Below are 15,659 nucleotides of genomic sequence, written 5' to 3' on the forward strand. Positions count from 1 at the left end.
AAAAAATGACAGTATTAAAAGATTTAATCCAAGTTTTTGCTTCAATATTTGTAACAAAGATTTATCGGCTCTATTGTTATTATGTCTATTAAATCATATAACTACCGCCATTAATATGAAATGTAGAGCCAGTCATATGTGATACCTTGCCAGAGGCCAGGAAAACCACCAATTCTCCGACTTCTTTGGGGGAGGTAATTTCGTCAAAGGCCATCCCCTCTGTTAAATATTCTTCTCCGTATACATCGATGGAATCCATGGCCATATCTGTTTTTATAAATCCGGGAGCAATGGAGTAAGCAGAAATATGATCCTTTCCGAAATCCCGGGCGATACTCTTGGTAAAGGCTACAAGTCCCCCTTTGGATGCGGCATAAGCTGCGTATTCTTGGGTATCTCCCCGGTAAGCGGCCCGGGAGGCGATGTTGATAAGAATTCCGCCCCCTTCTTTTCTCCAGCGCTCAAGGGCCCATTTAGATATCAATGCCGGAATGCGGAGATTTACCTGCATTGTCTGATCCCAGTTTTCCAGCCATTTACTTTCTTCGGCAGCCATATCCGCATCCTGAAAAATCCCGGCATTATTAACTAATACATTTGGGGCTTGGTCACGATTAAAAACCGGATGTAAGATTTCCTTAACTTCCTCAATATGGGCCAAATCAACATGGAAGCCCTCAAAACGGTCATTTTTTATAAATTGATCAGGGAATGCCGAGCTTCGTGCCGTACCAATAACCTCCCCTCCTTCGCTTAATATTGACTCAGTTATACTCTTGCCTATGCCTCTTGAGGCCCCGGTAACGAGTGCATATACAGATGATTTCTTCATACTACTATTCATTTATTTGTTGTTTCAAATAGTTCAATAATTCTGTGCTTCGTTGACTTTGAGGCTGCAGATCAGCTAACTTTTGTGCATGTGAAAGTGCTTTCTGAAATTGTTCCTGCTGTATATAAAGAGTACACAACCCATAGCGATAGTCGGGATGATCAGGATCTATTTCAATGGCTTCAAGATATTTTTGTTCTGCCTGCTCAGGACGTTCAAGCTGTTGCAGGCTGATTGCCCAATTATAGTGTAACCGCGCATGCCCTGGCATCAAACGGGCAGCCTCTTCAAAATAGGAGGAGGCCTTTTCTAAACGCTGTTCCTCAGCCACCAAGAGTCCCAGCGAGTAGTAAGCAGGGCCATACTCTGAATCTATTTCAATGACGGTCTTTAGAAGCTGTTCAGCTTCATCATTATTGCCCTGCTGATTATAAAGATAGGCTAAATTGATTCGTGCCGGATTAAAAAGCGAATCTTTTTTCAATGCATCGCGATAGGCCATTATTGCCTGTTCTGGCTTTCCCCTCTTTTCAAAAAACTGCCCTTTGTTCATTAATCCCTGTGGAAAATATTGGGTTACCTGTAAATACTGCCTATATTCTTGGAGCGCATTTTTAAAGTGATCTTTAAGTGGAAATGAAATATCGGATATAGAAAATTCTGTAAGACCTCCCGCAGCAGCTACTCTTACTGACCGTACCGAATCGTCCAACGCTTCCTGTAATGGATTGATTTTTACCTCTTCCGGGAGATTACCTAATACACGGGTGGCACTCGTTCTGACAAGTGGATTCTCATCATTAAGCATTTCGGTGAGCAATCCAACATGTCGGCCTGCTCCCCATTCTCCCAGATACCAGATAGCGGTAGCCCGGGCAATGTCAGGCTGGGAAGTATCAGCAATGAGTGCTTCTAAATCTGTAGCAACCTCTCTTCCCTCCTCATTTGCTTTAAGTAAAACTTCAGAAAAATGATTGGGCCGATCGGGGCCATACCATTGCTCAATAGCATTGGCTGCCCATTCCGGCGACTGCTCAGTGTGACAATTATTGCAGGCATTGGGCGTATCAAATTCGGCACTTAAATCCGGACGTGGAACTCGGAAGCTGTGATCACGGCGAAAATCCACTTCCATATAATAACGTCCCATCATATGACAATCGATACAGCGTGATCCTTCAGTTCCTATACTATGCCTTAGATGTTCATATGTATCATACTGAGACTCATGACATTGCATGCATAGGGTATTGTCAGTTACATTTGCCTTCAACTCAAGGCTGTGAGGATCATGACAGTCCGAGCATTCTATTCCCTTTCCAAACATTTTGCTTTGAAGGAAAGAACCGTAGACATAAACCTCATCCTTTATTTGTCCGTCTGGAAAATAAGCTTCTGGATGCGGCAAGGTAACACTATAATGATCTAAAAAATCACCCTTATGTTTATAAGTGCCGGTCACCTCTTCGCGGAGAGCATGGCACTGGGCACACTGATTGATTTGATCCATTTGTCCACTCTTGGAGGTCAGCTGAAGGTCCTCCCGAATTCGTTCGATCGTCGCATCCGCTGCTTCATCGGATTTCATAAAAGTTACATGATCTTTGGCGGGGCCATGACACGCCTCACAGCTTACATTCATACTGCTCCAGTTGGTATGAAAAGAATCAGCTTCTGCAATATAATTTTGTCGCAAGTTCGTCGAATGGCAGTCGGCACACATGGTGTTCCAGTTCATTGCTCCTCCCGACCAATGAAGCCAGTCGCCATGACTAATATCCTGATCCGGATTCAGCGCAAACCATTCTTTTTTTTCAGTATCCCAGGCGATGTTAAGTGCTTGTAATTTACCTTTGTCAAAATCAATCAGGTATTGCTGTAGGGGCTCCCACCCAAAGGTATGTGAAATTTGGTACCGGACAGACTCATCATTCGAACCTGGTGCTTCTACCATATAAAGAGAGTCTCTACGGAAAAACCGGTATGTTTTCTGATTATGCGTAAATGTTACATCCTTAAAGTTACCTCTTACAGTCGTTTCATTCGCTTCATTCATCGCATAATCGTGATGAGAGCCTTTCCAGCCCTTAAATTCATCAAGATGACATGACTGGCAGGCCTCATCTCCTACAAAGGATGCATGAGGAGAAGTTTCTCCTGCGGTATCCTTTGCTTTTTCCTTTGACTGATTACAGCTGTAAAAAATCCCGACTCCGGCGGTAAAGAACACAATAAAGAGCAGTAGTGTTATTCGGGACATCCTTCCTGAACTTATGGTCGATTAAATTAGAACTTAATGTTGATGAGGAGAAGCTATTGAATACTTCAGTTGCCTTCAAGAAGCTTGACTACTTCTTTGTGATTATTATTTATGGCAAATTCAATTGCCGTTTCTCCGTCTTTATCCTTCAGTGATACATCTGCTCCGTAATCCAATAGTATTTCCACCACCTCAACATTTCCTTCTGCCGCGGCAAACATCAGTGAAGACCATCCTTCCTCATTGTCAACAGCATTGGGATCAGCTTTTTCTTCAAGTAGAAGTTCCACTGTTTCCGGATATGGCCCGCTGGCTGCAAAGATTAGAGGTGTTCTTCCCTGACTATCCCGGTTTTTTATATCAGCTCCCTCATCAAGTAGTTTCTCTACAACTGTGCTATGGCCATTAAAAGCGGCTAACATCAGGGCTGTTCGTCCCATACCGTCCGCTTCATCTAGTGGAGTATTCTGCTTGATTCCCATTTTTACTAATTCCTCTTCCCCATTAAAGGCCGCCTGTCGTAGTAATTCAGGACTAACTTCCTGTTCAATACTCATTCCTCTGGATGCTGAAGCTCGGTCGGCAGAATTTTCTGAAGGAGGTTCTTGATCTGAACTACTGCACCCTATTGTAAAACTAACAACAAAAAAAGCCCCCAATATAACTAAGTTCATAGAATTTGATATATACATCATGAGAGTAGTTCGTAATAAGAATTTTTAAAGGCTAATTAACTTCCCTAATATTTAGTTAATATACAGGAGAATTTATTGCAGTATAATAAAGCTCAGGGAAACTCTCTATAACTTGTTGTTTCTTTCCCCTTTAATAATATTCTGGTGTAGTCAGAGAACTTGATTAAATAGCAGGTCAATAATGAAAAAAACTTCTTTTCTTGGTATTCTTCCTTTCTTATTTCTTATATATGGATGCCAATCAGATTCTCCCTCTGCGACTTCTTTTGAAAACCCTGCGGATTTAAACAGTAAGTTCCCTTATCTCTATGCCACAAATAATAGCCTCTACATGAGCTGGATTTCTTCGAATGGCGATGGTTCCCACTCCTTGAATTATGCTAGATATGACGGTGGAGCATGGGATACACCACAAACTATTGCGCGAGATAGTAGTTGGTTTGTCAACTGGGCCGATTTTCCGTCGATCATAGCCGACCAAAATGGTTTATTGGCTATACATATGCTAAATAAAAAGCCAGGTGGTCCCTATGCCTACGATGTTAATATATATCCTTTTCAAAACGGAAAAAGTAGGTCACCGTTGGTCCCCCACACCGATAGCACTGCTACTGAGCATGGATTTGTGTCCATGGTTCCCTGGGATGATGATACCATTCTTGCCGTATGGCTTGACGGACGTCAATCAGCCAATCGGACCGAGGAACAATATTTTGATCTAGACTATGCCATGACCCTTCGTGCGGCATTCATTTCTACATCCGGGGAGATAAAAGATTCTTTTTTAATTGATGATGCAGTATGTGATTGTTGCCCCACTTCCCTGGTAAAAACCCCGGAAGGGGCACTTGTTGCATATAGGGATCGAACCGAGAAAGAGATCCGGGATATCAGTATTAGCCGTTTTGACGGTACTAGCTGGTCAGATCCTCGAACTATTCATAAAGATAACTGGAATATAAGGGCATGTCCGGTCAATGGCCCGGCCCTGGCCGCACAGGATTCTTTGGTTGTTTTGGGTTGGTATACCGGGGCTGATGATAATCCCCGGGTGCAGGCTGTTCTTTCTCAAGATGGTGGGAATAATTTTCAAGATTCCCGAGTTATCAGTGATCAAAAAGCTATAGGTAGGGTTGACGCTACCATACAAAATGGTCACATTTATCTTTCTTTTCTTGAAAACTCAAGCGATAAGGCTGTTTTGCAAATTGCTTCACTGGATCAGAATAGCATACAATCATCAACTGTAGATACCCTGAGCAAATCCCGAAAAACCGGATTTCCTCAATTAGAAGCAATTGAAGATAAACTTATTCTGGCCTGGACAGCGGTTTCGGATACCTCAACCAGCATCAAGACCGTTCAGGTAAACGCCTCCCACTTTAATTAGTAAAAGCTGAATTACAAAATTAAAACAAAGATTATTTTGCAACTCATTGTTTGCTATTTATTTAATTCAGTCCTCCCGGCCAAATAATCTAGTCATTAAGCGAATTAATCCACTCAGCGATTTGCAGGGCTTCTTCTTCCGGAACGATTGTCATAGGCGGCATTGCGGTTGCATAATCCGGCCAGTTGGAAAGATCAGGATTGTACATCAGCTCTACCATCTTCTCATTTGAGTAGTTTCGCTTGGCAATTTCAGCAAAGGGAGGACCAACCTTTCGTTCATCTGTGCTATGGCATGATGTACAGGTATACTGACTTAACATCGGTTTAATAGTTTCATATGAAGGTACGGCTTCAGTATCGGTATCAGCCATTTTATTACCATTACCATCACCCTGTTGCTTTTGATTTTCGGTCAAGGAATTATAGGTAGAAAGTTCATTTTCAGTCAACTTTTCTCCCGATGGAATTTCATTAAGGGTATAATAAGCTGAATTATGTAACAAAGGTAGCTCATTTTCAGCGGAACGGATACCATCCAGCTCAATATGATGCACATAGTATTGCCTCATGTTATCAACGACAATTCTGACTTTTGTACCATCTTCCGAGAGTCGGACTCCCTTAATGTTCCCTGATGCAGGATCTACCATAGGACTTCCATATACAGGATGATATTTATAGGTAAAGCTCGATACAGCATAAGAAGCGATATCCTGTGCTGTTTTTTCGTCAACTGGTTTTGTAAAGGTAATCTCAAATCCATCAGCTTTAGCCCGAATGGTCTTCACCTCAAAAGGAGTCTGGCCATTCCATAAAAGGCGTTGTAACCCCTGGTTCGCCTGTCCGGCTGATCCCCATCCCCGGTTCGTTTCACCGATAAATAAGGAGCCGTCATCGGCCCAGGCCATACGAAGTACTCCGGATTGGAATCCACTGCGGAAGTCAAAAGCTGCACCCTGATAGACACCATTTACTTGTTCCAGATCAATCCGCATGATTTTACTTTGCCCTTGGTCGCCAACCAGTAATTGACCTTCAAAGGGACCAAAATGTCCGTCAGGTATTTTTTGTATATCCGAATTAGATATCCCCAGGATACCATGAGGTAACCAAACGGCCGGAACCTTAAGGTCCGGAAGCTCATCCAATAAGCTAAACATCGTTGCATAATTCTTTTCATTTTGAATATTCTCCGGCTTTATGTAGTCACCATCCTCATCTTTATTATAGCGAGGATCCACATGTTCATACAGTTGTTCAGTAGTCATATCGAGAGGAGAATTCGACTTGTCCGTCCACCGCAATCCGGCAGGGTGGCCCGTAAAATCGCCCTTTTCAACATGCCATAATCCTCCTGATCCTATCCAGTCTCCCTGATTTTCCGTATAAAAAAGCTCGCCGTCAATAACATTAAGTCCGGCGGGTGAACGCATCCCGGTAGCCCAGGGCTCCATTTCGCCATTTTCACTAATACGCATCATCCATCCTCTCCATGGCACCCGGCTTTCCCCCCTCCACCACTGCTGATCGCCAAACGCCACGTTTGCAGAAACGAAAAAGGAACCATCCGGTCCAATAACCGGACCGAAGCTATATTCATGATAGTGTCCCGACAGAGGCCAATCATAAACAGTTTCAATTACGTTGGCCTTGCCATCCATATTAGTATCTTCGAGCTTCGTCAGTTCTCCTCTCTGGGCCAAATAAAGAGCGCCATCCTTGTGGACTAATCCCAAAACCTCGTGGAGTCCTGTAGCGAACTGCCGGAAATAGGGATTACTGCTCGTTGGATTTTCTACAACAAAAACGTCTCCCCTTCGCGTAGCAACGCCAAGATTTCCGTTTGGCAAAAGAGTTAATCCACCAACTTCCAGTAAAATACCTTCGGGGGTTCTGACATTAACTATATCAAAATAATCTTCTTCACTCGGTGTTTCCTGAGCAAAGGCTGATAGACTAAAACATAAGACAAAAATCAGCGTGACTATATAATGTTGTTTGGAATGCATAAAAGTGTTCATTTATTAGTAATAACTTTCTTTTTTAAAAAAGGATGGTATAATTCAATGTAGAGGTCGCTGGAACAATAAGCTCCTGCTGGTCCTCAATCGTTCGAATAAAGGCTTCGGCATTAAGTGAATCATCAAGCTCTAAATAGTAAGATTGATCATTAACCAGATACCGGTTGTTGTTTCCTTTTTCTATTGACTGGCCAACTGCTATTCTCACGTATAGATCTTCAGCAATATTTTGAAAATTCATAGTGCGTTTTACTCCATTAGCTTCGGGTAATACACGAATTTTATCCTCTATATCGGTACCATAAACCTGATATTTAAAAGTAGGATTATCATTTCTATCCAACTGATATCCTTTAGTATTGAATGCGTTTTCTGCAGTATCACTTTCCCAGGCCTCCTGTTTATCTCCAAGTTGAGCAACAGCAAATGCCGGTTGATCAAGCAATTGCTCTACAGAACCGGTTGGCCGGGAAGAACCATCTCCCCTATTGTGCCACATAGGAGTAACATCCAGGAATCTTCCTCTCCATATCTGAACAATATTTCCTTTCTTTAGATCATAGGTGTAGTGTATGTTATTCGGACTACTTACAGATATTGCATGGGTCAATCGACTTCCATCAGGTAAATCCCGGAAGCTTCTTAAAACCGGTTCATCTTCAGCCTCAACATAGATAGGATTAACACTGCTCTGTCCGGTCACTCTCTGATCACTAAGCTGATAGGGACGGAGTCCCTCAGAAGAAACTGTGAGATTAAAGCCGGGTGATCCCCACTGTTCCTGGCGAGCATAATATAGCTTAAAAGGAATATTCCCGGCTTCTAGGCTAAGACTTCCCTCTTCTTCGTCAATTCCGATTACCTCCTCTCCATCGATGAGTAATAATCCTCCACCCCCCGAGGCATTTAATTCAAAGGTATAATTGGATGCTTCCTTTATATTCAAAGTCCCCTCATAATCAATAAGAAATTGATCAGGTAATGGTCCCAAGTTAGTTGTTAAGTGTTTAGCCTTACCAGAATGGACGGCTGTAAGGGTATCAAAGTCAGGTACTTCTCTGAAAGCTCCTTCAAAGATATTAAAAGTAATATTGTCTGCAGATGGAGCTTGCTGATCAAACCTGTTCATTGAAATATTTCGGAAAGCAATGGCTCCATGATCTCCCTGAAAGCGCAAAGGGCCCTGAGATACTTCTGCATTACCGATAGCTCCCCTTGTGGGTCCCAGTAGCTCAACATCCTCATGAATGGTTACTCCGTTAAGCGTAGCTTCTATGATTTTTGCATTTTCAATTTTATTACCAATATCATCAAAACGAGGAGCCTGGAATGAAATTTTTAAATGCTGCCACAACCCTGGAGCCCGGCTGGCATTTTGTCTTGGTGGGTATCCCTGAAATCCTTTTTGTCCTTCGGGACGGTTTTCATCCCATCGCTCATAAATACCGCCATTGTCTCCGGAAGAAGGATTTTTAGTAGTCCAACTGTCAAGGAGTTGCACCTCATATCGGCCTTGTAAATAAATGCCGGAATTGGACTCTTTGGCCATCATGTATTCAAGCTCCAGATCAATATCTCCATGCTCAAAATTAGTAAACAGGTCTTTTCCCTGGTGATCACTTGGATCATTCACGAGAACTCCTGTTCCCTTCCTCGTGCTGATGGCGTTTGCTTCTTCCAGCGAAGCCGAAACGCCTTCTACAATACTCCAGCTTTCGCCGGGATCCTGAAATGCCGAAAGATCCTGAAGAGTCAGGTCATCGGTCGTTTGAGCCTGAGCAATAAAACTCCCGCTCCCTAATACTACAACCGTAACTAAAGAGAGTCTGAATAGGAATCTATAGAGAACATTTAAATAAGTAAATTGAGGAAGGGTTCGTTGTTTCCTCAAAAGTTTTTGTTGAATTGATTTCGTAAGCATATAAAAGTTTGATCAATTTCTGTATTGAGATGTATAAATAGTTAGGAATCATTAGAGCAAGCCAAATAGTTATTGGATTGCCCGTCATACTAATCCCCTTCCCGTAGTATTTGCAAATATAGCCAAGTATATGAAATAGATTTAAAAGCATTAAATAATCTTTTCACCATCTTTACTTAAAGATATAGGGCATGCTACTTAAAGAGCCGCATGCCCTATACTTTTTTAAGACTGCTTGCCTAAATTAAGCAAATAAAACACATTTAGTACCCTGGATTTTGCTCAAGTGCGGGATTCGTCTGTATTTCATCATCAGGTAATGGATATAACAGATGATGTTCTTCGTATGTTTGTCCCCAGTTGTTAGACTGACCAACAACATCTACAAAGTTCACTTCTCCCGGATTATTCTCTGAAGCTACAGGATACATTCTGGTACGCTGTATATCCGACCAAATTTTGAAGTTAAGCGCAAGCTCACGAAGCCGTTCTTTCCAAACCTCTTCCACAAACTCTTGTTCAGAAAGTCCGGTTAACTCAGCCTCGATTTCACTTCTGTCTGTTTGCCAGTAAGCTCTGCTACGTACATCAGCGAGATAGGAGACAGCCTCATTGGTAACACCTTCTGAACGGGCAATGGCCTCAGCTGCAATCAATAAGACTTCTGCATAGCGATATACCCTGATATCTCGTTCTCCTCTACCCGTCTCAAATATAGCGTTCTCTTCAAACCAAAGATATGGAGCCCATTCTCCAAAATCATAATTTTCTCCATTTCGGCTGAAGGAATTGTAAAACAGTTGTTGGTTTTGAATTCGAAGATCTTCATCCTGATTATAAAACCAAGTATATTCTTCAATCGGACGGTAAGCATTCAAGGTACGCCCATAGTTAATGCCTTCCGGTCTAACTACTCCGGGGATTGTAATACGCGGATTATCGTTGGGAGAAATCTCGGCATTATATTCAATACCATATACATATTCCCTGTCAGTATCGGAAGTACGAAGTTTATTATAGGCGCTTTCCTCAACCGTTTCGCCGTGTTGAACCAATTCGTGTCCGCCTGCCTGTATAACTGATCTGGCAGCATCCGCAGCATTGGCGTAATTATCCGTTTCTTGCAAGGGAAAGCCTGACATTTGGAGATAAACATCCGCTAACAGCGTATATGCTGCACCTTTCGTTATTCTATAACCGTTCATTGGGAAAGGCCCTTCAGGTAATATCTCTTGGTCAATAGCCCAGTTAAGGTCATCAATAATTTGGCTATAGACCGCTCCAGTATTAGTTCGTTCAACCTCAATTCCTTCCAAACTTTCTACCGGCTCAGTTACCAGAGGAACATCTCCAAAAAACTTAACCAATGCAAAATAATTTAAAGCTCTGAAGAACCGGGCTTCGGCTAATAATCGGGTCTTCTCATTTTCGGACATTCCCGACATATCGGGAATATATTTCAGGGCTGTATTTGCTCGTGAGATTACCTCGTAATGACCCGACCACCAGCCATCAAAGAACTGATTCAAGACTTCAGGTCCTACCTGTAAATCTTGGGCTACCTGTCCCTGGATGCGTTCACCTTTCCCTTCGTTATCAAAATAGCCGGACATATATCCGCCCATCATAACATCAGCACCACCGAAGCCGCCGGAGTCATAAAAGCCGGCTCCCTGGCCATCTCTATACAAGCCATTTACCAATCCCCGGGCTCCATCTGGTGTTTCAATTAATTGATCTACTGATATCTCATCTTTGGGTGTTTCTGCTAAAAAATTATCGCAGGAACTCAGTACCCATAAAGACAATGCAAAAATAATCACTAGCTTCTTCATAGTATTTAGATATGTTTTAAGAAATGAGTATTTAGAATCTGAAATTTACTCCAAGGGTAAATGTTCGGGGTTTAGGATATTGATAGAAGAAAATGTTTTGCGTATTCGGATTTCCCTGCCATGAAGTTCCTTCGGGATCGTGCCCTTTAAAGTCAGGGTGATGAATCACAAATGCATTTTCTAAGCTTGCAGTAATCCTCATTTGCTGCATACCTAATCGAGTGGTTAAACTCTGATCAAAGGTGTAACCCAGTGAAAAAAGATTCCCTCGTATATAGGAACCGTCAACGATCCAATGGCTGTCAGCCTGAGTATTTTGTCCGGAAAGAGGCTGATGCCTAATTCGCTGAATCGGGGTATCCTGATGGTCTTCGGTCCAGGCATCATGCAGTTGAGTACTGATTCCATTGGTAAGGGCTTGTCTGTCTTCGGCAGTGTGTAAAAACTGCTGCATAATTTCGCTTCCATAGACAAATTGAATATCAGCGGTGAAATCAAAGCTCCCGAAGTTAAACTCATTAACAAAACTTCCGGTCCAATCTGGCATGCCATGACCGATGATTTGTCGTTCCTCTGATCTCTTCGCTTCTCCGGGAATACGTCCCGCTTCGGCAGCTTCAGCGGCCTCATCGGTGTTCCAGGTTCCATAGCGCTCAAATCCGTAGAAAGTGCCTATAGGTTCACCGACTCTAAGGATCGTTTGGCTTCCCGATACCCAATTAGGTCCAGGAAAAATATCCTCATCTTCGACTCCAAGACTTTCCACCCTGTTTATGTTATAATTGAAGTTAAGCGTAGATGACCAGAAGAAATCAGAGGTCTGAATATTTCTTGTGGTTAACATAAAATCAACTCCTCGATTAGAAACGGAACCCACATTATCCATCACTACATCAAAACCAGTAGTAGCCGGGATAGGCCGATCCAACAACAGGTCGTCAGTCAACTTATAATAATAGTCTGCCTCTAAGGAAATGAGTTGATCTAACATATCAACCTCAACACCCACATTATATTGGGTTGTCTTTTCCCACTCAAGATCAGGATTAGCTAATCGCTGAAGGCTACTTGATGTTTGCCGGGCCCCACCTATCAATACCGTACCGGAACTGATCGTTGATAGTGACTGGTAAACACCAATTTCAGTATTACCGGTTTTCCCCCAGGATCCCCTAAACTTCAGGTGATCGATAAAATTAACATCCTCCATAAAGTCTTCGTTTGAGGCTGTCCAGCCCAATCCAAGAGATGGAAAAAATCCATACTTATTATTTTCACCGAAACGGGATGAGCCGTCCATCCTGCTTGTCAAGGTAATGCTATAGGTTTCGTCGTAGGTATAGCTGCCCCTGGCAAAGTAGGAGTTCATCGTCCAATTCCAGGCGTTAGAGGCGGGAATACTGTTAATATCGGTGGCAGCATCGATATTATTTGTACGATATAAGTCGTTAGGAAATTCACGTACGCTTGAAGAATTGGCTCTGTAATCCGTTCCCTGCCAACTTGCACCAAATACTGCGTTGAGGCTGTGTTTATTAGTATCAATAATGTAGGTCAGATAGTTCTCATTTTGCCAGTAAGTGGTTTCACTGTTAGAAATACTGGCATTCCCTACAGAGGTTGAGGGGGATTCCAGATCGGTTGGCGAATAGTTTCTTGCCTCGAAGATCGTATTATCAATACCAAACTGGGTGCGAAATTCTAAATTCTCGGTAATTTGAAATTCAGCAAATGTATTACCGAATAACTGGATCCGATCTCTGAGCCTATCCTCTTCTAATGCTCGATGCACTGGATTGGGCTGACCTTCAAGAGTAAGACTTTGTATGTCATTAAAGTGGGTATAAGTACCGTCGTCCCATCGTACCGGTAAAATCGGGGCGAACTCAATCATAGTCCGGCGGATTTCCTGGCCTCCCCCTCCTTCTTCAATGTTATTTTCCCAGGTTTTATTAACGGTTAAATTTGTACCAATGGATAACCAGTCAGTGGGATCAGCATCATATACAATTTTTGCGCTGGCCCGTTTCATCCATGAGTTGAGGATAATACCCTCATTGTTTGTATAGTTGAGAAAACCTCCGAAAGATGACTTTTCTCCTCCAGACTGTATTCCTATCTGATGATCATGGGAAAGAGCAGTACGGGTCACAGCATCCTGCCAATCCGTATCATATATGGGATTGCCCTGCTCATCAAATAAAGTTCCCATGTCAGGAGTTAAATCTAATTCCGGCTCTTCACCCGGAGCATAGTCATCAAATAAAGGAGCATTTTCATAGCCAGTACGCTGGACCTCCATAAACTCTTCCGCATTCATTGCATCCATACGTCCCCGCATTTTGCCAACGCTAAATGATCCATCATAGCTTACCGCAACATCTTCTCCGGCGGTATCACCTCGCTTTGTAGTTACCAGAATCACACCGTTAGCTCCTCGTGACCCATAAATAGCTGTTGCTGAAGCATCTTTTAACACCTCGATACTTTCGATATCATTAGGGTTCATATATTCAATCCCATCTTGCATGGCAACCCCATCTACTACATATAACGGATCAGTATCGGCATTAATAGATCCTGAACCTCTAATCACTACCCTGTTACTGCCTGTGGGTGAACCAGAGTTTGTAAAGATATTAACTCCGGCTACCTTTCCTCTCAAGCTTTGCAGGGCATTAAAGGAAGGTTGTTTTTCAAGTTCATCGGATGAGACCATGCCAATGGAACCTGTAACATCCGATTTTCGCTGAACACCATAACCGGTTACTACTAATTCCTCTCCAGAAATAGCCTCGGATTGCAAAGAAATATTAATTTCATTTCTGCCATTGATGGGCACCTCCTGACTTTGATATCCAATAAAGGAGAAAATAAGCGTATCCTGTAAGGAAGGCACAGTCAGTTCAAATGTACCTGTATCATCTGTTGAAGTACCAGTAGTGGTGCCTTTTACCATTACATTGACCCCGGGTAAAACATCCCCTGACTGCGCATCCGTAACCGTTCCGCTAATCTCTTCTTCGGGCTGCAGCAAGTGAAAGCTCTTACCCAGCAGTACATAGGTCTGCTTATCAATACGCTGAAAGGTAATCCCCATCTGGTCCAATATCCGGGAAAGTTCACGTCCGGTCTTTTCACCAATCTGTATCTCATTTCGATTTACATATTTATTTGCCATTATTTCGTTTTTATACAAAAACGTGACATCAAAATGTTGTTCTAAGGTGGAAAGTAAATTTGATAGTAAGATCTTTCCGCTATTTTGCAAGTTATTACCAGCATCGGTACTGGTAAGCAACATCGCCTCAGAATTTGATGATGAGTTCTGGGCAACAAGCACCATATTCGTCATTCCCTGCATAACGAATGATACTAAAAGGAGTATCAAGATTTTCTGTAGCTTTTTCATATCTATCCCATTTTTTGTCTGTATTTAGATTTCTCTTTGTATGTGAAGTTTCAAATGGAGCTTTACAATATTTATTTACCTGGTTCCTATCATTAATTGTTCTTTTTTTTGTTTAATATTTGTATGAAGAACTTCCTCAAGGGCTTCCTTTAATACATTAAGGTTACTGCTCTTAATAGATCCGGAGAGCGTTTCGTGTGTTAATTTAGTTGATAATACAACCTTCACTCCAAAGGTGTTTTCAATGCGCTTCGCTACTTCGGTCATAGGAGTATTTTCAAAAATAAGTTTATCTTTGATCCATGAAGTATAAACCTGAGTATTTACTTCTTTGATTGTTATTGTGCTATCATCTGCTTTAAAACGAGCCAGTTCACCGGGAGAAAGTTCATAGTTCGCTGATGAACCGGGGTTGTTAATAGTTACCTTCCCCTCTTCCAATACCGTTTTCGTTTCTCCCCGAAAAGTATTCACCACGAAGCGTGTACCCAGTACGCTTACGGTTCCATCGTTAGTTCGAACAGTAAAAGATCGCTGCTTATCCCCTTCCAGGTGTGTAATCTGAAAATAGGCCTCACCTTCAAGCCATACTTCCGTGCTTAATCCGTTTTTTTCGGTAGTAGAAAATGTAAGATTTGAATTACCATTTAGTGTGATACGCGAACCATCACTCAATCGAAAAGTAATCTTTTCTCCGTAATCTGTACTATATCGCTCTGTCTGCTGGGTTTTAGCTAGTTCTTGACTCCCTGATAAGGTTCCATTTATATAGAAAAAACTTAATGCCCCGCCCAGTAAAACAACAATTGCCAGAAGTGCAGCGGTGGCATGACGAGTCATAGTTCGATAAGACTGATTACCACGATTGGAATAAGAGGAAATCAGCCTATTAAGTTGCTGGTGGCTCTCATATTGGTTAATGGCTTGATTTAATTTTTCTAATTCCTCATAGGGATCGGGAACCTCATGCTCATTATCAATGGTATTAATAATATTTTTTGCTTCCCTTACAATTAGCTGCCGATCAGGATTATCATGAAGCCAATTATCCCAATACTCTTTTTGTTCTGCAGTAGCCTCTCCCCTTAGCCATAAAACAAAAGACTTGTCTGCAAGTAAATCTTCGAGTGAATTATTCATTTTTAATAGAATTAAGTTCTTGCTTCTTCAGTCGTAAAGAACCCCCCAGACCGTGATTGTCCCGAAATATATTTTAAAAAAGGCATTATGATTGTTTACCGAACAAAAAAGGCCAGTAAGGAATTAACCTTTCTGGCCTTTTAATTATTAG

The 15,659-nt window shown here is 42.1% G+C and carries 9 protein-coding genes; 1 reads left to right on the top strand and 8 read right to left on the bottom strand.

Annotated elements, in window-relative coordinates; genetic code table 11:
- Nucleotides 1-88 precede the first annotated feature (88 nt).
- The 3 genes from ABEB05_RS03285 to ABEB05_RS03295 form a co-directional block, all read right to left on the bottom strand.
- Nucleotides 89-832 (bottom strand): SDR family NAD(P)-dependent oxidoreductase, encoded by a 744-nt coding sequence (locus ABEB05_RS03285; protein WP_265787495.1) that lies wholly within the window; start codon nucleotides 830-832, stop codon nucleotides 89-91.
- Nucleotides 833-836: 4 nt separating this feature from the next.
- A complete protein-coding gene (locus ABEB05_RS03290; RefSeq protein WP_265787497.1) occupies nucleotides 837-3,092 on the bottom strand; it encodes a tetratricopeptide repeat protein in 2,256 nt (751 codons plus the stop codon).
- Nucleotides 3,093-3,157: 65 nt separating this feature from the next.
- Complete coding sequence (locus ABEB05_RS03295; RefSeq protein ID WP_265787498.1) at nucleotides 3,158-3,766, bottom strand: ankyrin repeat domain-containing protein; 609 nt, start codon at nucleotides 3,764-3,766, stop codon at nucleotides 3,158-3,160.
- Nucleotides 3,767-3,968: 202 nt separating this feature from the next.
- Between ABEB05_RS03295 and ABEB05_RS03300 the strand changes: the two genes are divergently transcribed.
- On the top strand, nucleotides 3,969-5,177 hold the full coding sequence (locus ABEB05_RS03300) for a hypothetical protein (protein ID WP_265787500.1): 1,209 nt from the start codon (nucleotides 3,969-3,971) through the stop codon (nucleotides 5,175-5,177).
- A gap of 88 nt (nucleotides 5,178-5,265) precedes the next feature.
- Here the strand turns inward: ABEB05_RS03300 and ABEB05_RS03305 are convergent, their stop codons facing one another.
- The 5 genes from ABEB05_RS03305 to ABEB05_RS03325 form a co-directional block, all read right to left on the bottom strand.
- Nucleotides 5,266-7,188, bottom strand: a complete 1,923-nt coding sequence (locus ABEB05_RS03305; RefSeq protein ID WP_265787502.1) for a c-type cytochrome — start codon at nucleotides 7,186-7,188, stop codon at nucleotides 5,266-5,268.
- Between the two features lie 34 nt (nucleotides 7,189-7,222).
- A complete protein-coding gene (locus tag ABEB05_RS03310) occupies nucleotides 7,223-9,121 on the bottom strand; it encodes a 3-keto-alpha-glucoside-1,2-lyase-like domain-containing protein (RefSeq protein WP_265787504.1) in 1,899 nt (632 codons plus the stop codon).
- 263 nt (nucleotides 9,122-9,384) lie between these two features.
- Complete coding sequence (locus tag ABEB05_RS03315; protein ID WP_265787506.1) at nucleotides 9,385-10,956, bottom strand: RagB/SusD family nutrient uptake outer membrane protein; 1,572 nt, start codon at nucleotides 10,954-10,956, stop codon at nucleotides 9,385-9,387.
- 31 nt (nucleotides 10,957-10,987) lie between these two features.
- Nucleotides 10,988-14,368 (bottom strand): SusC/RagA family TonB-linked outer membrane protein, encoded by a 3,381-nt coding sequence (locus ABEB05_RS03320; protein ID WP_265787508.1) that lies wholly within the window; start codon nucleotides 14,366-14,368, stop codon nucleotides 10,988-10,990.
- A 75-nt stretch (nucleotides 14,369-14,443) separates the two neighbouring features.
- Nucleotides 14,444-15,508 carry a FecR family protein gene (locus tag ABEB05_RS03325; RefSeq protein ID WP_265787510.1) on the bottom strand — a complete coding sequence of 355 codons (1,065 nt, stop codon included), beginning with the start codon at nucleotides 15,506-15,508 and terminating at the stop codon, nucleotides 14,444-14,446.
- Nucleotides 15,509-15,659: the final 151 nt, after the last annotated feature.

It is taken from the genome of Fodinibius salicampi (assembly GCF_039545095.1).
GTDB lineage: Bacteria > Bacteroidota > Rhodothermia > Balneolales > Balneolaceae > Fodinibius > Fodinibius salicampi.